The sequence below is a fragment of the Arthrobacter rhombi genome (assembly GCF_039526245.1).
In the GTDB taxonomy this organism is placed as follows: domain Bacteria; phylum Actinomycetota; class Actinomycetes; order Actinomycetales; family Micrococcaceae; genus Arthrobacter_H; species Arthrobacter_H rhombi.
Genome location: NZ_BAAAIV010000006.1, coordinates 14,137 through 36,211, shown reverse-complemented (window position 1 = coordinate 36,211; position 22,075 = coordinate 14,137). Strand labels below are relative to the sequence as shown.

The 22,075-nt window shown below is 67.3% G+C and carries 18 protein-coding genes; 2 read left to right on the top strand and 16 right to left on the bottom strand.

Going from position 1 to position 22,075, the window contains the following annotated elements:
* Positions 1–2: 2 nt before the first annotated feature.
* The 10 genes from rsfS to ABD088_RS06060 all read right to left on the bottom strand — a co-directional run bounded on the left by rsfS (position 3) and on the right by ABD088_RS06060 (position 11,112).
* Positions 3–404 carry a ribosome silencing factor gene (gene rsfS / locus ABD088_RS06105; protein WP_343900801.1) on the bottom strand — a complete coding sequence of 134 codons (402 nt, stop codon included), beginning with the start codon at positions 402–404 and terminating at the stop codon, positions 3–5.
* A 40-nt stretch (positions 405–444) separates the two neighbouring features.
* Positions 445–1,536 carry a hypothetical protein gene (locus ABD088_RS06100; protein WP_343900799.1) on the bottom strand — a complete coding sequence of 364 codons (1,092 nt, stop codon included), beginning with the start codon at positions 1,534–1,536 and terminating at the stop codon, positions 445–447.
* A 24-nt stretch (positions 1,537–1,560) separates the two neighbouring features.
* Complete coding sequence (nadD, locus tag ABD088_RS06095; RefSeq protein WP_372711148.1) at positions 1,561–2,184, bottom strand: nicotinate-nucleotide adenylyltransferase; 624 nt, start codon at positions 2,182–2,184, stop codon at positions 1,561–1,563.
* Positions 2,177–2,335 (bottom strand): hypothetical protein, encoded by a 159-nt coding sequence (locus ABD088_RS06090; protein ID WP_343900798.1) that lies wholly within the window; start codon positions 2,333–2,335, stop codon positions 2,177–2,179. The genes nadD and ABD088_RS06090 overlap by 8 nt, the downstream gene beginning before the upstream one ends.
* 164 nt (positions 2,336–2,499) lie before the next feature.
* Positions 2,500–3,792 (bottom strand): glutamate-5-semialdehyde dehydrogenase, encoded by a 1,293-nt coding sequence (locus ABD088_RS06085; RefSeq protein ID WP_343900797.1) that lies wholly within the window; start codon positions 3,790–3,792, stop codon positions 2,500–2,502.
* An 80-nt stretch (positions 3,793–3,872) separates the two neighbouring features.
* Positions 3,873–5,042 (bottom strand): glutamate 5-kinase, encoded by a 1,170-nt coding sequence (proB, locus tag ABD088_RS06080; protein WP_343900796.1) that lies wholly within the window; start codon positions 5,040–5,042, stop codon positions 3,873–3,875.
* Positions 5,039–6,610, bottom strand: a complete 1,572-nt coding sequence (gene obgE / locus ABD088_RS06075) for a GTPase ObgE (RefSeq protein ID WP_343900795.1) — start codon at positions 6,608–6,610, stop codon at positions 5,039–5,041. The genes proB and obgE overlap by 4 nt, the downstream gene beginning before the upstream one ends.
* 126 nt (positions 6,611–6,736) lie before the next feature.
* Positions 6,737–6,991 (bottom strand): 50S ribosomal protein L27, encoded by a 255-nt coding sequence (rpmA, locus tag ABD088_RS06070; RefSeq protein WP_343900793.1) that lies wholly within the window; start codon positions 6,989–6,991, stop codon positions 6,737–6,739.
* A gap of 46 nt (positions 6,992–7,037) precedes the next feature.
* Positions 7,038–7,346 (bottom strand): 50S ribosomal protein L21, encoded by a 309-nt coding sequence (gene rplU / locus ABD088_RS06065; protein ID WP_343900944.1) that lies wholly within the window; start codon positions 7,344–7,346, stop codon positions 7,038–7,040.
* Positions 7,347–7,734: 388 nt separating this feature from the next.
* Entirely contained in the window at positions 7,735–11,112 is a 3,378-nt protein-coding gene (locus ABD088_RS06060; protein ID WP_343900791.1) for an Rne/Rng family ribonuclease, read from the bottom strand.
* Between the two features lie 417 nt (positions 11,113–11,529).
* On the opposite strand from ABD088_RS06060, the gene ABD088_RS06055 reads away from it, so the two are divergent.
* Entirely contained in the window at positions 11,530–12,174 is a 645-nt protein-coding gene (locus ABD088_RS06055) for a vitamin K epoxide reductase family protein (protein WP_343900789.1), read from the top strand.
* Between the two features lie 105 nt (positions 12,175–12,279).
* On the opposite strand, the gene ndk is transcribed toward ABD088_RS06055, so the two are convergent.
* The 6 genes from ndk to ABD088_RS06025 form a co-directional block, all read right to left on the bottom strand.
* A complete protein-coding gene (gene ndk / locus ABD088_RS06050; protein WP_343900788.1) occupies positions 12,280–12,696 on the bottom strand; it encodes a nucleoside-diphosphate kinase in 417 nt (138 codons plus the stop codon).
* A gap of 40 nt (positions 12,697–12,736) precedes the next feature.
* The gene (locus tag ABD088_RS06045) at positions 12,737–13,183 is read right to left on the bottom strand and encodes a DUF4233 domain-containing protein (protein WP_343900786.1); all 447 of its coding nucleotides are present in this window, start codon (positions 13,181–13,183) and stop codon (positions 12,737–12,739) included.
* Between the two features lie 5 nt (positions 13,184–13,188).
* Entirely contained in the window at positions 13,189–14,550 is a 1,362-nt protein-coding gene (locus ABD088_RS06040) for a bifunctional folylpolyglutamate synthase/dihydrofolate synthase (protein ID WP_343900784.1), read from the bottom strand.
* A complete protein-coding gene (gene ileS, locus ABD088_RS06035; protein WP_343900782.1) occupies positions 14,551–17,808 on the bottom strand; it encodes an isoleucine--tRNA ligase in 3,258 nt (1,085 codons plus the stop codon).
* A gap of 302 nt (positions 17,809–18,110) precedes the next feature.
* Positions 18,111–18,875: an SDR family oxidoreductase gene (locus ABD088_RS06030; protein WP_343900781.1), complete on the bottom strand. Its 765-nt coding sequence runs from the start codon at positions 18,873–18,875 to the stop codon at positions 18,111–18,113.
* Positions 18,876–18,945: 70 nt separating this feature from the next.
* The gene (locus tag ABD088_RS06025) at positions 18,946–19,302 is read right to left on the bottom strand and encodes a DUF488 domain-containing protein (protein WP_343900780.1); all 357 of its coding nucleotides are present in this window, start codon (positions 19,300–19,302) and stop codon (positions 18,946–18,948) included.
* A 117-nt stretch (positions 19,303–19,419) separates the two neighbouring features.
* Between ABD088_RS06025 and valS the strand changes: the two genes are divergently transcribed.
* Positions 19,420–22,047, top strand: coding sequence for a valine--tRNA ligase (gene valS, locus ABD088_RS06020; RefSeq protein WP_343900778.1), 2,628 nt, complete (start codon positions 19,420–19,422; stop codon positions 22,045–22,047).
* Positions 22,048–22,075: the final 28 nt, after the last annotated feature.

The window sequence follows — 22,075 nt, the reverse complement described above, 5'->3', positions numbered from 1 at the left end:
GATTATTCGGGGACTACCTTTTCCTCGCTTGCGGAGGCACGTACCTCAGCAGGGAGCTCGATGGCCGGGCAATCACTCCACAGACGGTCCAAGGCGTAGAAGACGCGGTCTTCCTGGTGCTGTACATGGATGACGACGTCAACGTAGTCCAGGAGCACCCAGCGTCCGAGACCCCGACCTTCGCGTCGCACGGGGCGCACGTCGAATTTCTCGATGAGGGCTTCCTCGATGCCATCGACGATGGCATTGACCTGGCGTTCGCTCTCTGCCGATGCAATCAGGAATGCGTCGGTGATGCCCATTCGTTCACTGACGTCCAGTGCAACAAGGTTTTCAGCCAGCTTGTCGGCTGCCGCATGGGCGGCGGTGCGGATGATGGAAATGGAGTGTTCTGTTGCAGCCATGAGGCTCCCTTGGTGTGGTGGTTCTGATGGTTGGTGGTGACTAGTTGTGGGTGCTGATCAAGACGATCGCTGTCACGAGAGCCCCGGCGCCGACCACCAGTGCGGCGATCACCGCCAACGTCCACGTGTTGACGCGGCGGACGCCTGCCGTGAGGTAATCGAGGGGTTCCAGTCCTTGAGCCGAGCGGGCGCTGATGGGTTCCCCGCTGTTCTGCATTTCCGCCTCTGCCGGGGCTACGGTCTCGGATTCCCTGGCAGGACGCAACGCATCGTGGTCCTTGTCCAGGTTTCCTGCGGCAGAACGCGGGCGTTCAGCGGTGACGGGCATCTGGAGCTGGAAACCGCTGGTTTGAGGTGCATTGATTCCCGTGTTCGCCAAGTCCCGTTCGGCTTGTTCATGCCGAAGGCGGTCCATGGCACCGGTGAAGGGGTCCGCGGTCTGTTGCTTGCGTTCCGTGGTGGACTGCTTGAGGCGTTCCCGCTCTGCCACGCGACGGCTGATGACGGCCGCCCGGGCCGCAAGTTCACGTTGCCTGGCAATGACCTCCAGGTCATCGCCGTCATCCAGCGTCGGCTGGTCCTCAGCCTGGCCGTCGACAGTCTGCCGACGTGCTTCGAGAGCTGCTTCAACGCTCAATTGCTCGTCGGACGATGGCCTGACTCCCGCGTCGGCGTCGAGGTCGGACTGTGCGGTACCGGTTTCCGCCGCTGCTGGTTGGGCAGTAGCTCGTGCGGCAGCCAGCGCCTGGAGTCGGAGTTGACGTCGGGTCACAGGAGCCGGTTCGTCCCCGGTCGCCAGGTCTGCTGCGGCCCCCTGGGCGGCGTTGGCGCGCTGTGCTTCTGCTTCGCGCTGGGCGCGGAGTGCCTCTCGGTCGCGGGCGCGCTGCAGGGAATCGCGTTCAACCCGTTCGGGCACCATGTCGAACGGCACGTCAGCTGCGCGTCGGCTCCGGTTGGCTTGGGATACACGTTTGAGTTGGTTCGTGTCCTCCGATGAGTCGGGATCGGCATCCGGCACGGGCTGATCACGCGTCGCAGGATCCCGCTCGCGGGCCTTATCGGCGGCCTCGCCAGCTTGTCGTTGCTCACGGAGGGAGCGCCGTGTCGGTGCGCGCCCCAGATCGTCGCTCATGTCGTCCGTTCCCGGCGTTGCCCCTCAGGCAATACCGTCGTAGTGATACAACTCATACTTCGCAATGTACTGAACCACCCCATCGGGAACCAAGTACCAGACCGGCTTCTTGTCCCTGATCCGGTCGCGGCAGGCGGTGGAAGAAATTGCCATGGCCGGAACCTCCAACAGGCTGACGTCTTGGCGTCCGAGGTCCGGAAGTTCATGCCCGGGCCGAGTGACCCCGACAAAATGCGCCAGGCTCCACAGCTCGTCGATGTCCTTCCAGGACAGGATCTGCTCCATCGCATCGGCCCCGGTGATGAAAAAAAGTTCGGCACCTGGCCTTTGCCGGCGCAGATCCCGCAACGTGTCGATGGTGTAAGTGGGGCCGGGCCGGTCGATATCGACCCTGCTCACCGTGAAGCGGGGGTTCGACGCCGTGGCGACCACGGTCATCAGGTACCGGTGCTCGGAATCGGAGACCTCACGGTCGGCCTTTTGCCATGGCCTGCCCGTCGGTACGAAGACCACTTCGTCCAGGTCGAATTCGGCGGCCACCTCGCTGGCGGCCACCAAGTGCCCGTGGTGGATGGGATCAAACGTCCCGCCCATCACTCCGAGGCGAATCGGCCGTACCGACCCGTCCGCCTCTGCCTTGCTAGTGATCGTCGTGGCCGTGCTTGTTGGAGAACTGCTTGTGCGTATCCTCGACCTCGGCGTGCGCATCGTGTCGGTTGCCGACGTTGGTGAACGACACGCAAATGAAGAGCAGCAACAGGAAGAAGACGAAGATTCCGCCGCTAACGATGTACGGCATGTTGCCGGCGCCCTCGGCCTCAGCACCACTCGCTAGTACTGTCCCCAAGACCTGCGTGAGCATGTTTCTCCTTTGCGCCCGTCATCGACCGGTGCCGCCCCCCGCTGGGACGATCCGGTGTCCGTCTGATGTCTGCGTATCATTCTACCCATCAGGGGCAGTCTCTACGAACGAATGTGCCCGTCGCCTTGGACAATCCACTTAGTGGTGGTCAGTTCGCGTACTCCCATCGGCCCCCGGGCGTGCATCTTCTGTGTCGAGATGCCGACCTCCGCGCCGAGCCCGAGCTCGCCCCCGTCGGTGAACCGGGTGGACGCGTTCACAATCACTGCTGCTGAATCGATCTCCGCGATGAACCGTTCTGCGTGAGCCAGGTCGTTGGTGAGAATCGCCTCCGTATGTCCGGTGGTCCACCGGCGGATGTGCTCGATCGCCTCATCCAGGTCGTCGACGACCGCGACGGCGAGGTCCAACGACATGTATTCGGTCGCCCAGTCCTCCTCGGTGGCCGCAACGACACGCAGCCCATCGGCAAGGGCGAGGGCGCGAGGATCGGCGTGCAGGGTGACGCCTGCCTTGGAGAGTTCTTCCAGGACATGGCGCGAGGCCGCAGCCTCTGAGTGCAGCAGCAGGGTTTCGACGGTGTTGCAGACGGAGGGGCGCTGTGTCTTGGCGTTGATCAGGATGGCTGCCGCCGACTCTGCGGTGGCAGTGGCATCGAGGTAGATGTGCACGTTTCCTTCGCCGGTTTCGATGACCGGGACCTTGGCGTTCTCCAGGACCGACTGGATCAGTGCACGCCCTCCACGGGGGATCAGCACGTCGACCTTGCCGCGGGCCCGCATGAGTGCTTCCGCTCCGGCGCGGCCAAAGTCATCCACGCTCTGCACGGCGTCGGCGGGCAAGCCGACCGAATCCAAGGCATCGCGAATCAGGTACAACAGCGCACGATTCGATTCGGCCGCCGCGGAGCCGCCACGGAGGAGCACCGCATTTCCGCTCTTCAGGGCCAAACCCGCGATATCAACGGTGACGTTCGGCCGCGCCTCATAGATGGCCCCCAGCACCCCCATCGGGACGTGCACCTGGCGGAGCCGTAGCCCGTTGGGCAAAGTTTGCCCGCGCTCAACGGTTCCGACCGGATCAGGCAGCCCGGCGAGCTCGTGCAGGGCCGAGATCAAACCATCCACCCGTGCATCGTCGAGTTTGAGCCGGTCCAGAAGGCCCTGGCTCGTCCCGGCGGCGCGTTCGCGATCCAGGTCCTTGGAGTTGGCCTCGATGACCTCGGCCCGGGAGGTATCCAGGGCTGCGGCAATGGCCAGTAGGCCGCGGTCCTTCCAATCACGGTTTGCCCGCGCGAGCTTGCGCGCAGCCGTCCGGGATCGGTCTGCCCGTAGGGATACCTCGTGGGCAACATTCCCGGCGGTGGTGGCTGAATCGGTGACGCTCTGGCTCATGCCACCAGCTTAGCTTCGCCAGCCTGTGGCTCCCTGAATGTTGAGCAACAGTGTCAAGACGCGGTGGTCTCGCTGGCTGGTTACCGGCTCGGGCCCGTGACGCGCGGCCCCACCAGCACCAGGTCGTCGACGTGGACGACTTCACGCTCATAGTGCGTGCCGAGCGATCTCGAGAGCTCGCGGGTGCTCCGGCCCAGCATCTCCGGCAATTCCGTCGAGGCGTAATTGACCAGCCCGCGGGCCAAGACGGTGCCGCTGGCATCGGCAATCTCGACCGGGTCGCCGGCTTCGAAATCGCCGTGGACACTGGTGATTCCTGCCGGTAGCAGTGACCTCGAGCCCGAGGCGACGGCGGTGACTGCGCCGGCGTCGAGCACCAGGGTTCCGCGGGTGGAGGCCAGATGCGCCAGCCAGAGCATGCGCAAGGGGCGCCGTCCACCGCGCGCTGAGAACCAGGTTCCGACGTCTTCCCCGTTCAGGGCCCGGCCGGCCTGTGCTGTCGAGGTGACCAGCGTGGGAATGCCGGATTCCGCGGCCATGGTTGCGGCCTCGACCTTGGTGACCATGCCACCGGTGCCCACACCAGACGTCCCGACGGAACCGATGGTGATGCCCTCGAGGTCTGCAGCAGTCTCGACTGTGGGGATGCGGTGGGCACCCGCAGATGGCGGACCGTCGTACACGGCGTCGACATCGGACAGCAGGATCAGCGCATCCGCCTTCACCAGGTGGGCCACCAGGGCGGCCAGCCGATCATTGTCACCGAAGCGGATCTCGTGGGTGGCCACGGTGTCGTTTTCATTGACGACCGGGACCACACCCAGGGTGAGCAGCCGTCCCAGCGCCCGGAAGGCGTTGGCATACTGCTGGCGCCGGATCAGATCGTCCGCGGTGAGCAACACCTGGGAGACGGTGATCCCGTGGGAACCGAAAGCCTGGGTGTATTTGGCCATCAACAGCCCTTGGCCAACGCTGGCGGCTGCCTGCTGGGTCGCCAGGTCACGGGGGCGTCGGACCAGGCCCAACGGGGCGATCCCCGCGGCGATCGCCCCGGAGGAGACGAGGATGAGCTCGACTCCCCCGTTGCGGACCTTCGACAGTTCGCTGACAAGACCGGTCAGGGCATCTTCGGAGATTCCGCCATTAACCGTGGTCAGGGAGGACGAACCGACCTTGACGACCAGGCGCGTTGCCTCCGTGAGTTCGGAGCGCTTCCTGATCGAGGACGGAATGCGGTTTTGCCGCGTCACTTCCCGCTGTCCCTGGAGGAGCGCTCGTTCTTGTAGTTGACGGACTCCGTCCAGACGCCGGCCTTGCGTTCGGCCTCAAGGTCGGCGCGGGCAGCGGCCCGGGCGTCCTTGCGATCCTGGTGTTCCTGGCGCTTCTGCTCGCGGGTCGGCCGGCTCATGTCGTCCAACCGAACGTCTTCGCCGCGACGTGAACCCAACAATTCGGCACCGGCAGCCATGGTCGGCTCCCAGTCGAACACCACGCCGTTGTCGTCGTCGCCGATCACGACGGCGTCGCCGGGCTTGGCACCGGCCTTGAAGAGCTTGTCCTCGACACCCAGTTTCGCCAAGCGGTCGGCGAGGTAGCCGACGGCCTCATCGTTGCTGAAGTCGGTCTGCTTGACCCATCGGATGGGCTTCTCGCCCTCGACGCGGTAGAGCGGCTCGAGGTTGCGCTCTTCGCGGCGGATGGTGAACTCGGCTCGTTTGACGGCACGCGGGCGCAGAACGGGCACCTCGACCTTGGTCTGCGCGACGGTCGCGGATGCCTTGCGTGCTGCGGTGACCAGCTCGCCCATGGCGAAGCCAAGCTCCCGCAGCCCGGTACGGGCCAGTGCCGAGACCTCGAAGACCTGGTAGCCACGGCTCTCGAGATCGGCCCGGACGAACTCTGCCATTTCGGCGCCGTCGGGCATGTCGGTCTTGTTCAGGGCCACCAGCCGCGGCCGGTCGTTCAGGGGGACCACGGTGCCATCGGCCCCGGCGAAGCTGGCGTCGGTGGCGTAGGCGGCCAGTTCGGCCTCGATGGTCTCGAGGTCGCTGATGGGGTCCCGGTCTGCTTCCAGTGACGCGCAGTCCAACACGTGCACCAGTGCGGCGCAGCGCTCGACGTGGCGCAGGAACTCGTGGCCCAGGCCCTTGCCCTCGCTCGCCCCGGGGATCAGCCCGGGGACGTCGGCGACGGTGAACCGGACCTCGCCGCTTTCGACGACGCCCAGGTTGGGGATCAGGGTGGTGAACGGGTAGTCGGCGATCTTCGGCCGAGCCGCCGACATGGCGGCGATGAGGCTGGACTTGCCGGCCGAGGGATACCCGACCAGGGCGATGTCCGCCACCGACTTCAGTTCCAGGACGATGTCCTGTTCCTCACCGGGAATGCCCAGCAGGGCGAATCCGGGTGCCTTGCGCTTCTGCGAGGAGATCGCGGCGTTGCCGAGCCCGCCCAGTCCTCCGGCGGCGGCGATGTATTCGCTCCCCTCCCCCACCAGGTCGGCCAGGATGTTCCCGGCGCGGTCCTTGATGACCGTGCCATCCGGGACCGGCAGGATCAGGTCCTCACCGTTTTTCCCCGGGTGCATGTCACCCTTGCCCGGCTCGCCGTTGCCGCCCTGCCGGTGCGGGGAGTGGTGGTAGGAAAGCAGCGTGGTGGTCTGGCTGTCGACGCGGATGATCACGTCGCCGCCGTTTCCGCCGTTGGCACCGTCGGGGCCACCCAGGGGCTTGAACTTCTCCCGGCGGATCGACACGCAACCGTGCCCGCCGTTTCCGCCGGAAACGTTTAGGACTACGCGGTCTACGAACGCTGCCACTGAAGGGACTCCTCTATCGGGTGCCGCCACGGGACTGGATGCCCGTGGTGCGGCGGGGTAAAAAACAACTGGAGGGCGGGCCGTGCGGCCCACCCTCCAGTCTAGCGAAATGCGGTAACGCCCTGCTTAGCCGGCGTCGACGATGTTCACGACGCGACGGCCGCGATGGGTACCGAACTCAACCGAGCCGGCTGCCAGTGCGAACAGCGTGTCGTCGCCACCGCGGCCAACGTTGGCGCCGGGGTGGAAGTGCGTGCCACGCTGGCGAACGATGATCTCGCCGGCGGAAACGACCTGGCCGCCGAAGCGCTTCACGCCCAGGAACTGAGCGTTGGAGTCGCGGCCGTTGCGAGTGGAACTCGCGCCCTTCTTATGTGCCATTGAATGTGCCTACCTTTGAATCGTGGGTTAACTGGTCTCCGACGCCTTAGGCGATGGAGGTGACCTTGACCTTGGTCAGCGCAGCACGGAAACCCTGGCGCTTCTTGTAGCCGGTCTTGTTCTTGTACTTCTGGATGACAATCTTCGGGCCACGGAGGTTTTCAAGGACCTCGGCGGTCACAGTGACCTTCGCCAGATCAGCAGCAGCGGAGGTGACCTTGTCGCCATCAACCAGAAGCAGCGCGGGGAGCTCAATGGTTCCACCAGCTGCTTCGGGGACGCGGTCAAGGGTGACCCAGTCTCCTACGGAAACCTTTTCCTGCCGGCCGCCTGCGCGGACAATCGCGTACACCACTTGGGAACTCACTTCTCTCGACGTCTATTACTCTTACCGCGCACGTCCCACCGTTTCAAGTGAACGGGGATAAGCGCTGTGCTGTCACGCCGAGCGGAAAAATCCGATGAGCGGCGCATGCACCGAGGATCTAGATTACGCTATTGCGTCCGGTCGGGGCAAATACACCTCTCCCCGGCGGGTCGTCAAGACCCTGATGGGGTCGGGATGCGATCCATGCCACAGCGGCCACCGGCCCTCCATCCAACCCCCGGCACCGGATAACGGCCGCCCGCAGGTCCTCCGCGGGCGCCCAGGCTCTCCGGAATGCGCCGCGGGCGGGCCCCGGTGTACCCGGAACCCGCCCGCCAAGAACGCGCCGGCGGAGGGTGCTCCCCCGCCGATCTGCCTACAGTTCCTCGGCAGGTACCCCGACACCGAGCATGACCGGGGCCTCTGCCGCGGCGTCCGTCGCCGCGACGGAAGCCGTGCCGAGCTTGGCTACGTGGCTGGTGGTCCCTGCACTGGAGGACGACGCCGGTGCGTCCTTGCGCTCGATCGGCATGTTGGCACCACCCTGGGCGCTGGACGCGGACCGGCTGCGCCGCGGACGGCGTGTCGGAGCTGCCGGCGCTGCCGCCGCCGCTGCCGGTTCCGGCGTGGACTGCACTGGCTCCTGCACTGGCTCCTGCACCGGCGCGGGGGCGGGTGCGGGGGCCTGTGCTGCAGCCGGCGGCGGTGAAGCCACCGTGGAACCCTGGGCGCGCGCTGGCTCGGCTGGGACGCCAAAGGCTTCGTTGAGGGACTCGAGCGTCAGGTCAGGGGCCTGGGTTGGTGCCGTGGCCCGACGGCTGCGACGGGCACGTGGCAGGCGCACCGGCTCACCGGCGATGCTCACCACGGGACCGTCCTGCGTGAGATCTCCGCCGGTTGCCTCGGCCGGGGTCGCCTCCGGTTCGGACGCGGCGACAGTGGAAGACCCGCGGGACTCCCCACCGGCTGCAGCGTCCTGCACCTGGGACGAGTGGCGCTGGTTCGAGGTGTCCTCGGCGCCGGAGCGCCCGCGACCGCGCGACCGCCCCCGTCCACGACGACGCGAACCGCCCTCGTGCTGACCGTCGGAGGATGCGTCGGCGGCAGGAGTCCCGGCCCCACCCTCCGCGGGCTGGACCGCGGCTCCGTCCTGGTCGTGGGCGGCGTGGGCTGCCGCGGCGATCGAGGCGAAGGCGGCACGTGCCGCCTCGGCCTTGGCTTCCGCCTCGGGATCCTGCTGCTTGGTCTCCGGTGCCGTGAACTCGGTCGCGTGGTCGGCATCGGTGCCCTTGTTGCCCTGGCGCCGGTCATTGCGTGGCTTGCGGTCGTTGCGCTTCTGGTTGTTGGAATCGTTCGGCGCGCTGGCGGCGCGACGGTGTTCCACGGGCTCTTCGTGGGTGACCACACCGCGCCCGTTGCAGGCCTCGCAGTTCTCGCTGAAGACCTCCAGAAGCCCGGTGCCCATGCGCTTGCGCGTCATCTGGACCAGGCCCAGCGAGGTGACCTCGGCGACCTGGTGCTTGGTCCGGTCGCGGCCCAGGCATTCCACGAGTCGACGCAGGACAAGATCCCGGTTGGCCTCGAGCACCATGTCGATGAAGTCGATGACGATGATGCCACCGATGTCGCGCAGGCGCAGCTGCCGGACGATCTCCTCGGCGGCCTCCAGGTTGTTCTTCGTGACGGTTTCCTCGAGGTTGCCGCCGCTGCCGGTGAACTTGCCGGTGTTCACGTCGACCACGGTCATGGCCTCCGTGCGGTCAATCACCAGCGAGCCGCCGGAGGGCAAGAAGACCTTGCGCTCCAGGGCCTTGTGGATCTGTTCCTCGATGCGGTGGGAGGCGAAGATGTCGGTTTCGGACGTCCACTTCTCCAGTCGGCCGATCAGGTCGGGGGCCACGTACATCACGTAGGCCTCGATGGTGTCCCAGGCCTCCTCGCCGGAGACGATGAGCTTGGTGAAGTCCTCGTTGAAGACGTCGCGGACCACCTTGATGGTCAGGTCAGGCTCGGCGTAGAGCAGTTCCGGCGGCGTCGTCTTGGTCGACGTCGATGCGGCTTCGATGCCCTCCCACTGGGCGCGCAGGCGGTTGATGTCGTTCATCAGCTCCTGCTCGCTGGCCCCCTCGGCGGCGGTGCGCACAATGACCCCTGCGTTCTGCGGCAGGTGGTCCTTGAGGATCTTCTTCAGGCGGTTGCGCTCGACGTCGGGCAGCTTGCGCGAGATCCCGGTCATCGATCCGCCGGGCACGTAGACCAGGTAGCGGCCGGGCAGGGAGATCTGGCTGGTCAACCGGGCACCCTTGTGTCCGACCGGGTCCTTGGTGACCTGGACCAGCACGGAGTCCCCAGACTTCAGGGCGTGCTCGATGCGGCGCGGCTGGCCCTCCAACCCGGCGACGTCCCAGTTGACCTCGCCGGCGTAGAGGACCGCGTTGCGGCCACGGCCGATGTCGATGAAGGCGGCTTCCATGGAGGGCAGCACGTTCTGGACCTTGCCGACGTACACGTTGCCGATCAGCGAATCCTGCTGGGTCTTGGACACGAAGTGCTCGGCCAGGACGCCGTCCTCGAGGACACCGATCTGGATGCGGTCCTCGTTCTGGCGCACCACCATCTGGCGGTCCACCGATTCGCGGCGGGCCAGGAACTCGGCCTCGGTGATGACATGGCGGCGGCGACCCGCATCACGGGAGTCGCGGCGCCGCTGGCGCTTGGCCTCGAGCCGGGTGGAGCCCTTGACGGAGGTGACCTTGTTCGACGGCACCGGCTCGGCGGCGGCGGCGCGGGGGCCACGCACACGGGTCACCGTGTTGGGCGGATCGTCGTCCTGTCCACCGGAGAGTTCGACGTCGGCATCCCCGCGGCGGCGGCGCCTGCGCCGGCGGGAGACGGAACCGTCGCCCTCGTCGGCATCGGCAGCGCCGTCATGGGCGGCTTCGCCCTGACGCGTGGAGTCGGATCCGGACCGCGAACGGTTGCGCCGGCTCTGGCGGTTGCCCGCACCGGAGTCGGAATCATCGCCGTCGGACTCCAACGGCGCGGTGGTGCGCTTGGCCGGGACGGCCGCGGTGAGATCCGGGGCCTGGAACAGCACGGACACCGGCGAACCGGTGACGGCGAAGGGATCTGCGGGGGCGGCACTCGAGGCGGGTGCCGGTTCGGCTTCGGCAGCCGCCGGCTCGGCTTCCGGCGTCGATGCGGCGTCGGTGATCGCGGCGTCGGCTGCCGGGGATTCGGCGGCCGCGGCGGTGCGCGCCGGGGCCTTGCGCGTCCTGCGGGTCTTGGCCGGGGCGGCCTCCACGGTCTCGTCGGCGGCGGCAGGTGCCGCGTCGGCGGTGGGGGTTTCGGCTGCCGGTGCAGCCTTCTTGGCGGTGGTCTTGCGGGCGCGCGGGGCGCGGGCCGGCTTCTCGGGGACCACGACGGCGGCCTCAGCGGTTTCGGTGTCCGCGGCGGCGGGCTCGGTGGCCGGGTCCAGGACTGCCGTCTTCTTCACGGCCGGCTTGCGGGTGCGCGGCGCACGGGTGGTCTTCGGGGCGGGCGTCTCGGCGGCGGTGTCGGCCGGAGGTGCCGTTTCATCCGGTGCCGCTGCGGCCTCTGCCGGCGCGGTCTTCTTCGGTGCTGCCCGCTTGCGGGGCGCCCGCTTGGCGGGGGCCTTGGCTTCCGCAGCCGGGGCGCTCTCGGCCGAAGCCGCGGAGTCAAGGGGCTGGGACGACTGTGCCGGCCCATTCAGTTCTTCGTTCGATGCATCCATGGAAGGCCATACTCCTAGCCGGAGTACCCATCCACAGCCGGGACGCCGGCGATCGGTTCGGGATCCGTGGCCTCGAGGGCCTCCCGGATCCCGGAAGTCAATGTTCTTATTTTCCGAGGTGCACCAACGTGGGCGGGTGCGGCGTGCCCGGAAAACCAACGCAGTCGTCCCGACAAGCCGCTTTCTGTTGCGGCGGCCGCCAGCGGTATTCATCCGTGGGCATCGTCGCCGATGCCTGCGGTGATTCATCGCTGCGGGTCGGGAATCCTGCAGTTGGGCTGAGGGCAAACTGTGGATTCGCCGACAACCATGGCCATTGTCTCATATGGAACATCGCAGTCTCCGGCGTTCACCCTAGAATCGAGGGGAAGCTGCCACCAGCCGGTGCGCAACGACCCGTCTACGAGGAGTGCCCCCGTGGCCCACAAAGCCCACCACCCTGACGATCAGCGTGTCGTCGATGACCCGGCCGCCGGCGTCGTGCCGGCCTTTGCCCGGGACCGCGTCTTCGGGTGGATCCTCGCGATCGCCGGGTTCATCAGCTGGATCGCCGCCTGCACCCTGACGCTGGAGCGGCTGGAGATCTACAAGGACCCGAACTACACGACGTCCTGCGACATCAGCCCCTGGGTCTCCTGCGGCACCGTCATGCAGACCCACCAGGCCGAGCTCTTTGGTTTCCCCAACCCCCTCATCGGCGTGGCGGGATTCGCCGTCGTCGTGGCCATCGGCGTCACGCTGATCGCCGGCGCCAGGTTGCCGCGCTGGTACTTCATCGGCCTGCAGACCGGCATCACGCTGGCCCTGGTGATGATCTGCTGGCTCTGGTTCCAGGCCCTGTACGTCATCCACGTGCTGTGCCCGTACTGCATGGTGGTGTGGGCGATGATGATCGTGCTGATCGTCTACACGACGGCGCGCAACATCAGCCACGACGTCATCCCGGCGCCCGCCGGGCTGAAGCGGTTCCTGGCCGAATGGCATTGGGTCATCGCCGTCCTGCTGATCGTGCTGTGCGCCGGATCGATCCTCTTCTCCTTTGCGGGCGTCTTCTTCGGATAGGCCGGCGACTGCCCGGCCCTCCCCCGGGCCGGCCCCAGACAGGACGACGCCGGCCAGGCACCGCGAAGGTGCCTGGCCGGCGTCGTACGGGGTGTTCCGGGTCCGCTAGGAGAACCAGATCCCGATCTCGCGCTCGGCTGACTCGACGGAGTCGGAGCCGTGCACCAGGTTCTGCTGGACCTTTTCGCCCCAGTCGCGCCCGAAGTCACCGCGGATGGTGCCCGGTGCTGCGGTGGTGGGGTCGGTGGTCCCGGCCAGTGAGCGGAAGCCCTCGATGACGCGTTCGCCTTCGAAGATGGCGGCGACGACCGGGCCGGAGAGCATGAACTCGACGAGCGGCTCGTAGAACGGCTTGCCGGCGTGCTCCTCGTAGTGGGCCTCGAGGATCCCGCGGGTGGCGGAAACCTGCTTGAGCTCGGCGAGGCGGTAGCCCTTGGCCTCGACACGGGCCAGGATCGAACCGGTCAGCTGGCGCTTGACGCCGTCGGGCTTGACCAGTACCAGGGTGCGTTCTGTGGACACGCGGTTGCTCCTTCGTAGAGGTGGGGGTTCGGTCACCAGTCTAGTGGCCGGTTTCGGGCTCCGGGTGCGCTGCTTCCCATTCGGCCTGCAGGGCGTCCCGTCGGGCGTTTTCCCGGTCGATCGTGCGGCCCTTCGTGACGGCGTACCACCAGCAGGCGGCAAACAGGATGCCCACGATGAACATCGACGGGTCCACGAAGCCGAGCAGGATCAGGATGATCTGCACCGCCCAGCCGATCCAGTAGCCCAGGGGCTTGGAGAGGAACGCGCAGGCCAGGATGCAGACGGCCATGATCCAGCCGCCGACCAGGAAGATCAGCAGCGGGTTGATGGTGTCGCGGTACAGCCCGAAGACCGCCAGCGTCGCGAACAGGGCGACGCCGGCTTCCAGGGTCAGGATGGTGGAGGCGAAGAGCACCCGGGTGGAGCGGCGCTTCTTCTTCATGCCGGGGCGCCATTCGCGTTGGGCTTTGGTCATGCGTGCCATGGTGCTTACTTTCCTAACAGGGTGCGTGCTTCGCCGACCAGGGTGATCGACCCGGTGACCAGGACGCCACCGGCCAGGTCCTCGGTGGCCTCGGCGCGTCCGACGGCCCATTCCAGGGCGTCGTCGAGGCGTTCGGTGATGTACAGGTCCTGCTCCTTGAATCCGGCGCGCAGGGCCATTTCGCCCAGTTCGCCGGCCGGGATGGCCCGCGGGGAGGTGGACTCGGTCAGGCAGAGGTCCTGGACCAGGTCACCGTACTGCGTGTACAGCATCTCGAGCATGGCCGGCGCGTCCTTTTCGGCCAGGATTCCCACGACCAGCACCAGCGTGCTGAAGCCGAAGGCCTCCTTGGCCGCGTCGGCGGAGACCTTCAGCCCCGCGGGGTTGTGGCCGGCGTCGACGAGGATGGTCGGCGCCGAGCGGACCAGTTCCAGCCGGCCGGGGCTGGAGACGGCCTCGAAGCCCTGGCGGACCAGGTCCTCGTTCAGGGCGGTCTCCCCGCCGCCGAGGAACGCCTCCATGGCGGCGACGGCGACCGCTGCGTTCTGCGCCTGGTGGGCGCCGTGCAGCGGCAGGGCCAGCTCCTGGTAACGCCCGGCCAGGCCCTGGATGGTCACGGTCTGCCCGCCGACGGCGAGGGTGCGCGATTCCACGCCGAATTCCACCCCCTCGAAACGGAAGGGGACCTGAAGCTCGCGGGCGGTTTCCAGCAGCACCTGGGCGCCCTCTGGCTCCTGGGCGGCGGACACCAGGAAGCCACCGGGCTTGATGATGCCCGCCTTTTCCAGGGCGATGTCATGGATGGTGTCACCGAGCAGGTCGGTGTGGTCCAGCGAGATCGGGGTGACCACGGAGACCTGCCCGTCACCGACGTTGGTCGCATCGGTGATGCCGCCGAGCCCGACCTCGACCACCGCGACATCCACGGGTGCGTCGGCGAAGATGGCGTAGCCCAGGATGGTCAGCGCCTCGAAGTACGTCAGCGGGTTCTGGCCCTGTTCGTCGAGTTCGGCGTCGACGATGGCCAGGTAGGGGCGGATCTCGTCCCAGATGCGCACGAACACCTCATCCGGGACCGGTGCCCCGTCCAGGCTGATGCGTTCGGTGACGCTGGACAGGTGCGGGCTGGTGTACCGGCCCACGCGCAGGTCGTGGGCCAGCAGCAGGGCCTCGATGATCCGCGCGGTGGAGGTCTTGCCGTTGGTCCCGGTCACGTGGATGATCGGCATCGCCTTGTTGGGCTCGCCGAGGATCTCCATGGCCCGGAACATCGGCTCCATGCGCGGTTCCATTTTGTTCTCCGGTGCACGGCCGAGGAGTTCGGCGTACACGCTCTCGACCGAGAAGGCGTCGTGTTCGGGGCTCATTCAGGAAACCGTCCGTTCTACGGAGATGGTGGTGTCGACGTCGCCCGGAACGAGTTCCAGGTCGACGGTCAGGGTTTCGCGGCGCACCAGTTCGGCGTTGGCGTGCAGGGCGTCGATGACGTCCTGGGGTGCGCTGATGGTGGTGCGGATGCGGTCGCTGACCTGCAGTTCGGCGTCCTTGCGGGCCTGCTGGATGGCGCGGACCATGTCGCGGGCGGTGCCCTCGGCCTCCAGCTCGTCCGTCAGCTCGGTGTCCAGGACCACGAACCCGCCGCCCGGGAGCATCGAGACCGCGGTGGATCCGCCGTCGTGCCCGTCGGAGACCACGGTCTCGAGCGTGTATTCGCCCGGTTCCAGGGCCAACCCGCCGGAGGTGACGACGCCATCGGTGAGCGACCAGTCCCCTGATTTGGAGCCCTTGATGGCGACCTGGACGTTCTTGCCCAGGCGCGGTCCGGCGGCGCGCGCGTTGACGACGAGCTTCTGCTCGATCCCGAACTCCTCCGGGGAGGCGTCCGCCGCATCGACCAGGCGCACGTGGCGCAGGTTCAGCTCCTCGGCGATCGTGTCGGCACCGGATTCCAGGGTGGCAGCGCCGGGGACGACGACGGTGAGCTGCTGCAGGGGCAGTCGCACCCGCAGCTTCGCTGCCTTGCGCAGGCTCGAACCCGTGGAGCAGATCTGCCGGATGAGGTCCATGCGCTCGACCAGCCCGGCGTCCTCACCGAAGGCGTCCGCTGCGGGCCAGTCGGTCAGGTGCACCGAGCGGCCCCCGGTGAGGCCACGCCAGATCTCCTCGGCCACCAACGGCAGCAGCGGGGCTGCCACCCGGCAGAGCGCCTCGAGCGCGGTGTACAGGGCGTCGAACGCGTCGGTGTCCTCGGCGAAGAAGCGGTCGCGGCTGCGCCGGACGTACCAGTTGGTGAGCATGTCCAGGTAGGAGCGCAGCGCGTCGCAGGCACCGGAGACGTCGTAGTCGTCCAACCGGGCCCCGACCTCGGAGACCAGGGCGCCGGTGTTGGCGAGCAGGTAGGTATCCAGCGGGTCGGTGTAGCCGTCGTGGCGCAGCTTCGCCTCGTACCCGGCCCCGCCGTTCGCTGAGTTCGTGTAGAGGGTGAAGAAGCTGTACACGTTCCACAGCGGCAGGATCACCTGGCGGACGCCGTCACGGATGCCTTGTTCGGTGACCACCAGGTTGCCGCCGCGCAGGATGGGGCTGGACATCAGGAACCAGCGCATGGCGTCGGAGCCGTCACGGTCCAGGACCTCGGTGACATCCGGGTAGTTGCGCAGCGACTTGGACATCTTCTGCCCGTCGGAGCCGAGGACGATGCCGTGGCTGATGACGTTGCGGAAGGCCGGACGGTCGAACAAAGCGGTGGAGAGGATGTGCAGCATGTAGAACCAGCCGCGGGTCTGCCCGATGTACTCGACGATGAAGTCCGCGGGGTTGTGGGTGTCGAACCATTCGCCGTTCTCGAACGGGTAGTGCACCTGGCCGTAGGGCATGGAGCCGGAATCGAACCAGACATCGAGCACGTCTTCGACGCGGCGCATGGTGGAGGCGCCGCTGGGGTCATCCGGGTTGGGCCGGGTCAGTTCGTCGATGAACGGGCGGTGCAGGTCCACCTGGCCGTCGTTGTCCACCGGCAGGCGACCGAAGTCGGCCTCCATCTCGGCGAGCGAACCGTAGACGTCGGTGCGCGGGAAGTCCGGGTTGTCCGAGACCCACACGGGGATGGGGCTGCCCCAGTAGCGGTTGCGGCTGATGGACCAGTCGCGCGCGTTGGCCAGCCACTTGCCGAACTGGCCGTCCTTGACGTTGGACGGGATCCAGTTGATCTCCTGGTTCAGTTCCGTCATCCGGTCCTTGAACGCGGTGACCTCGACGTACCAGGAGGAGATGGCGCGGTAGATCAGCGGGGTGCGGCAGCGCCAGCAGTGCGGGTAGGAGTGCACGTAGCTGGCCTGGCGCAGCAGCCGGCCCGATTCGCGCAGCACCCGGGTGATGGCCTTGTTCGCGTCGAAGACCTGCACGCCGGCGATTTCTGCCAGCGGGCCGTTGGCGAACAAGGGCAGGAACTTGGCGCCCTCGTCCACCGAGAGGACCACGGGGATGCCGTTGGCCTCGCAGATGTTCTGGTCCTCTTCACCGTAGGCGGGCGCCTGGTGGACGATGCCGGTGCCGTCGGTGGTGGTGACGTAGTCGGCGACGAGGATCTTCCAGGCATTGCCGGTCCCATAGGTGTCGGCGTCGGCGAAGTAGTCCCAGAGGCGGCGGTAGCCGATGCCCTCGAGTTCGGTGCCTGCGTAGGTGGTGGTGACCGCGGCGGCCGCGGCAGCACCGTCGTCGTACCCGAGCTCCTTGGCGTGGGCGCCGACGAGGTCCTCGGCCAGCAGGAACCGCTCCCCTGCTGCCGGTGACCCGTTCGGGCCCACGGGCACGACGGCGTAGCGCACCCCGGGTCCGACGGCGAGGGCCTGGTTGGTGGGCAGGGTCCACGGCGTGGTGGTCCAGGCGATGGCCTGGGTGCCGGCCAGCTCGCGGGAGGCAGCGCTCTCGCCGGGCAGCAGTTCGAAGGTCACCGTGACGGTCTGGTCCTGGCGGTCCTTGTAGACGTCGTCGTCCATGCGCAGCTCATGGTTGGACAGCGGCGTCTCGTCCTTCCAGCAGTAGGGCAGCACCCGGTAGCCGTTGTAGGTCAGGCCCTTCGAGTGCAACTGCTTGAACGCCCAGAGCACCGATTCCATGTACTCGACGTTCAGCGTCTTGTAGTCGTTGTCGAAGTCGACCCAGCGGGCCTGGCGGGTGACGTATTCCTGCCATTCGCCGGCGTACTTCATGACCGAGGAGCGGCAGGCATCGTTGAACTTGTCGATGCCCATGGCCTCGATCTGCTTCTTGTCCGTCATGCCCAGCTGCTTCATCGCCTCGAGTTCGGCGGGCAACCCGTGGGTGTCCCAGCCGAAGCGGCGTTCGACACGCTTGCCGAGCTGGGTCTGGTAGCGGGCGACGAGGTCCTTGACGTAGCCGGTGAGCAGGTGCCCGTAGTGGGGCAGGCCGTTGGCGAAGGGAGGGCCGTCGTAGAAGACGAACTCGTTGGAGCCGTCCTTGCCGGCCGGACGCGCGTCGATGGAAGCCTGGAAGGTGTTGTCGTCCTGCCAGTACTTCAGGACGCGTTCCTCGATCTCGGGGAAACGCGGTGACGTGGGCGTCACGCCCTGGGGATCTGTGGAGGCCTTGGGATACATGCTCATCAGCGGCTGTCCTCGCATCGGTGGGGCGCGGGTTCTCCGCGCCGTCTCGTCTCGATGCGGGGACGATTCCCGGCGCTCGGTCGCCGGTGTTCGCGGTACCACCCCGCTTGTCCGCGCGCCGGTCCCGGAGGACGCGTTGCACGAACCGCTCTGCGGGCTCTGACGCGCCCATCCGCCCGGTTCTACTGGGTCCGCAAGTGCGGACCGTTCTTCCGGAAGCTCGCCGGTGATGGCCGGGTCATAGCTGGTGCCCCCAGTCTAACGGATGAGAGGGGGCGGGGATGGACGCGCCGTGCCCCGGATCAGCTGGAGCGGATGATCTTGTGGTTGGCCGCCTGGGCCACCGGGCGGATGACGATCTCGTCCAGGTTGACGTGGTGCGGCAGCGTGATCGAGTGGACGACGACCTCCGCCACATCATCGGCTGTCAGCGGCTTCTGAACCCCGGCATAGACCTTGTCGGCTGCTGACTGGTCCCCCAGACGGTTCAACGAGAATTCCTCGGTGTGGACCAAGCCGGGCAGGATCTCGATGACCCGGATGTTGTTGCTGACCTCTTCCAGCCGCAGCGCCTGGGTCATGCCGCGTTCGGCGAACTTGGCGGCGTTGTAGCCGGCGCCGCCCTCGTACCCGGCGAGTCCTGCGCTGGAGGTCAGGTTCAGCACAGTGCCTTCCCCGTGGGCGCGCAGCATGGGCAGGAACGCGCGGGTGATCTTCATGGTGCCCAGGACGTTGACCCGGTACATCCACTCCCAGTCCTCGGTCTTCGCATCGGCGATGTAGTCGACGCCGCGTGCGCCGCCGGCAATGTTGACCAGCGTATCGATGCCACCCCCTTCGGTGACCGTGGCCAGGAGCCGTGCCACGTCGTCGTCCTCGGTGATGTCGGCGGGCACCGGGATGATGCCGCTGCCGTCGGCCAGGGCCTCGAGACGATCCGCGCGGCGGGCGACCGCATAAACGGTCCATCCCTGCTGGGCGAGCATGCGGGCCGTGGCCTCGCCGATCCCGGTGCTCGCGCCGGTGACGACTGCTGTGTGCTGGTGCTGTTGCGGTGTAGAAGTCATGGCACCACCCTAATCACGGACGGCTCACGAGCGCACCCGGACGTCACATTCCCGGCCCCTGGTCCCCCGGCTAGATGTTTTCGTCCAGGAACTCCAGCAGGACGACGGCGTTGTTGTGCTCCTCGTCCTTGGTGGAATACACCAGCACCACATCGTCATGTTCCTTGGCGAGCTCCATCAGCCGCTCGACCGCCTCCGTCCCCGGACCGTCCTCCAGTTCGGCCACGTAGCGCTCACGGAATTCCTCGAACCGGTGGTCCCGGTGGTTGAACCACGTGCGCAGCTCCTGGGAGGGTGCCACGTCCTTGGCCCACTCGTCGAGTTCGGCGTCCTCCTTCGCGACGCCGCGCGGCCACAGCCGATCGACCAGGATCCGGTATCCGCCGTTGGGTGCCTCGTAGGCCCGCTGCAATCTGATCTTGCCCATGTCCCGATGGTAGGCCGAAAGGACCCCGTGTGGGGCGGTGCGCACCAAGGTGTGGAGAAGCGTGCCGGCGCCGGGCCCGGGTCGAGTCCGGCGCGGCAACATGGGAGAATGGCTGACATGGCTGAACAGAACTTGGGCACAGACACGCCCGCAACCGTTTCCGTCCCCGACAAGCCGGCGCTGGAGGGCCTCGAGGAGAGGCTCGGACAGCGGTGGCGCGAGGAGGGGACCTACGCATTCAACCCCGAGACCACCCGCGAATCGGTCTACTCGATCGACACCCCCCCGCCGACGGCGTCCGGATCACTGCACGTGGGACACATGTTCTCCTACACGCAGACCGACGTGTTGGCGCGCTACCAGCGCATGACCGGGAAGAACGTCTTCTACCCGATGGGCTGGGACGACAACGGCCTGCCCACCGAACGCCGCGTGCAGAACTACTACGGCGTGCGCTGCGACCCGAAGATCGCCTACGACGCCGACTACCGGCCGCCCGCCACCCCGGCGAAGAACCAGCGCGACTGGGACCAGGTCTCCCGCCGCAACTTCATCGAGCTCTGCGAGGAGCTCGCCGTCGAGGACGAAAAGGTCTTCGAGCACCTGTTCAGCACGCTCGGCCTCTCCGTCGACTGGAACCTGACCTACCGCACCATCGATGACACCTCACGTGCCGTGTCCCAGCGCGCCTTCCTGAAGAACCTCACCGACGGCGACGCCTACATGGCCGAGGCGCCCACGCTGTGGGATGTCACGTTCCGCACCGCGGTGGCCCAGGCGGAGCTGGAGGACCGCGAGGTCGCCGGCGCCTACTACCGCTACCCGTTCTTCGCCGAAGACGGCACGCAGATCTTCATCGAGACGACCCGCCCCGAACTGCTGGCCGCCTGCGCTGGCCTCGTGGCCAACCCGGATGACGAACGCTACCAGCCGTTGTTCGGCCAGAAGGTCACGTCCCCGCTGTTCGGCGTCGAGGTCGAGGTCCACCCGCACCCGTTGGCCAAGGCCGACAAGGGCTCGGGCATCGCGATGGTCTGCACCTTCGGTGACCTGACCGACGTGACCTGGTGGCGCGAGCTGCAGCTGCCGACCCGTGCCATCATCGGCCGCGACGGCCGCGTCATCGGCGATACCCCGGAATGGATCACCACCGATGCCGGCCGTGAGGCCTACGCGGCGATCGCCGGCAAGACCGTGTTCTCCGCCAAGGAAACCGTTGCCGGCATGCTCACCGAGGCCGGGCTGCTCGACGGCGAGCCACGCAAGATCACCCACCCGGTGAACTTCTTCGAGAAGGGCGACAAGCCCCTCGAGGTCGTCAGTTCCCGCCAGTGGTACATCCGCAATGGCGGCCGTGACGCCGAACGGCGCGACCGCCTGGTCGGCCGCGGCCAGGAGATCGACTTCCACCCGGAGTTCATGCGCTCGCGCTACACGAACTGGGTCAATGGGCTCAACGGCGACTGGCTGGTCTCCCGCCAGCGCTTCTTCGGCGTCCCGATCCCTGTCTGGTACCCCTTGGACACCGCCGGCAATCCGGATTACGACCACCCGATCCTGCCGGCCGACGAACAGCTGCCCGTGGACCCGGTGGCCGAAGCCGCGCCGGGCTTCACTGCCGACCAGCGTGATGTACCCGGTGGATTCACCGGTGACGCCGATGTGCTGGATACCTGGGCCACCTCGTCGCTGACCCCGCAAATCGTGGGCCGGTGGAGCCGGGACGACGAGTTCTTCGCCAAGGTCTTCCCCTTCGACCTGCGTCCGCAGGGACACGACATCATCCGCACCTGGCTCTTCTCCAGCGCCGTGCGCGGCGATGCCCTGCACGGCTGCGTCCCCTGGAAGCATGCGGCGATCTCCGGCTGGATCCTGGACCCGGACCGCAAGAAGATGTCCAAGTCCAAGGGCAACGTCGTCGTCCCCACCGATGTCCTGAATGACTTCGGCGCCGACGCGGTGCGCTACTGGGCCGCCTCGGCCAAGTTGGGTGCCGACACCGCCTACGAGGTCGCGCAGATGAAGATCGGCCGCCGGCTGGCCATCAAGATCCTCAACGCCTCCAAGTTCGTCCTGAACCTGGGCGCCACCGAGGCCAATGTGCTCGACGGCGATGCCCACCTGGTCACGAACGGCCTGGATCGCTCCCTGCTGGCACGGTTGTCCGAGGTCATCGAGGAGGCCGACCGGGCCTTCGCGTCCTACGACTACGCGCGCGCCCTGGACATCGTCGAGTCCTTCTTCTGGTCGTTCACCGACGACTACGTCGAGCTCGTCAAGGACCGCGCCTACGGTGCCCGCGGCGAGGAGGAGCAGGCGTCGGTGCTGGCCGCCCTGGCCACCACCTTGGATGCCGTGCTGCGCCTGTTCGCGCCGTTCCTGCCCTTCGCCACCGAAGAGGTCTGGGGCTGGTGGCGTGCCGGATCGGTACACCGCGCCAGCTGGCCCACCAACGGCCACCTTGCCGGTGCCGTCGAGGGCGCCGACACCGCCGTGCTGCCGACCGTCGGCGCTGCCCTCGGGGGTATCCGCAAGTCGAAGTCGGAGGCGAAGGTGAAGCAACGCACCCAGGTGCTGTCCGGCGTCGTCAGTGGCCCGGAAGCGGTGATCGCACAGGTCCGCGCGGGGCTCGGCGATCTCTTGGCTGCCGGCAACGCCCTGGAGCTGGAGCTCCGCGCCGATGGCGCGGAACTACTGGTCTCCGACGTCGTGCTGGCTCCGGCCGAGGAACCCGCCCAGGGCTAGCCTCACCGGACCCGGACATGGAGCGGGC

Coding starts and splice junctions, on each gene's coding strand:
- rsfS (WP_343900801.1), bottom strand. CDS start 404: ATGGCTGCAACAGAACACTCCATTTCCATCATCCGCACCGCCGCCCAT.
- ABD088_RS06100 (WP_343900799.1), bottom strand. CDS start 1,536: ATGAGCGACGATCTGGGGCGCGCACCGACACGGCGCTCCCTCCGTGAG.
- ABD088_RS06090 (WP_343900798.1), bottom strand. CDS start 2,335: ATGCCGTACATCGTTAGCGGCGGAATCTTCGTCTTCTTCCTGTTGCTG.
- ABD088_RS06085 (WP_343900797.1), bottom strand. CDS start 3,792: ATGAGCCAGAGCGTCACCGATTCAGCCACCACCGCCGGGAATGTTGCC.
- rpmA (WP_343900793.1), bottom strand. CDS start 6,991: ATGGCACATAAGAAGGGCGCGAGTTCCACTCGCAACGGCCGCGACTCC.
- ABD088_RS06060 (WP_343900791.1), bottom strand. CDS start 11,112: ATGGATGCATCGAACGAAGAACTGAATGGGCCGGCACAGTCGTCCCAG.
- ABD088_RS06045 (WP_343900786.1), bottom strand. CDS start 13,183: ATGGCACGCATGACCAAAGCCCAACGCGAATGGCGCCCCGGCATGAAG.
- ABD088_RS06040 (WP_343900784.1), bottom strand. CDS start 14,550: ATGAGCCCCGAACACGACGCCTTCTCGGTCGAGAGCGTGTACGCCGAA.
- ileS (WP_343900782.1), bottom strand. CDS start 17,808: ATGAGCATGTATCCCAAGGCCTCCACAGATCCCCAGGGCGTGACGCCC.
- ABD088_RS06030 (WP_343900781.1), bottom strand. CDS start 18,875: ATGACTTCTACACCGCAACAGCACCAGCACACAGCAGTCGTCACCGGC.
- ABD088_RS06025 (WP_343900780.1), bottom strand. CDS start 19,302: ATGGGCAAGATCAGATTGCAGCGGGCCTACGAGGCACCCAACGGCGGA.
- valS (WP_343900778.1), top strand. CDS start 19,420: ATGGCTGAACAGAACTTGGGCACAGACACGCCCGCAACCGTTTCCGTC.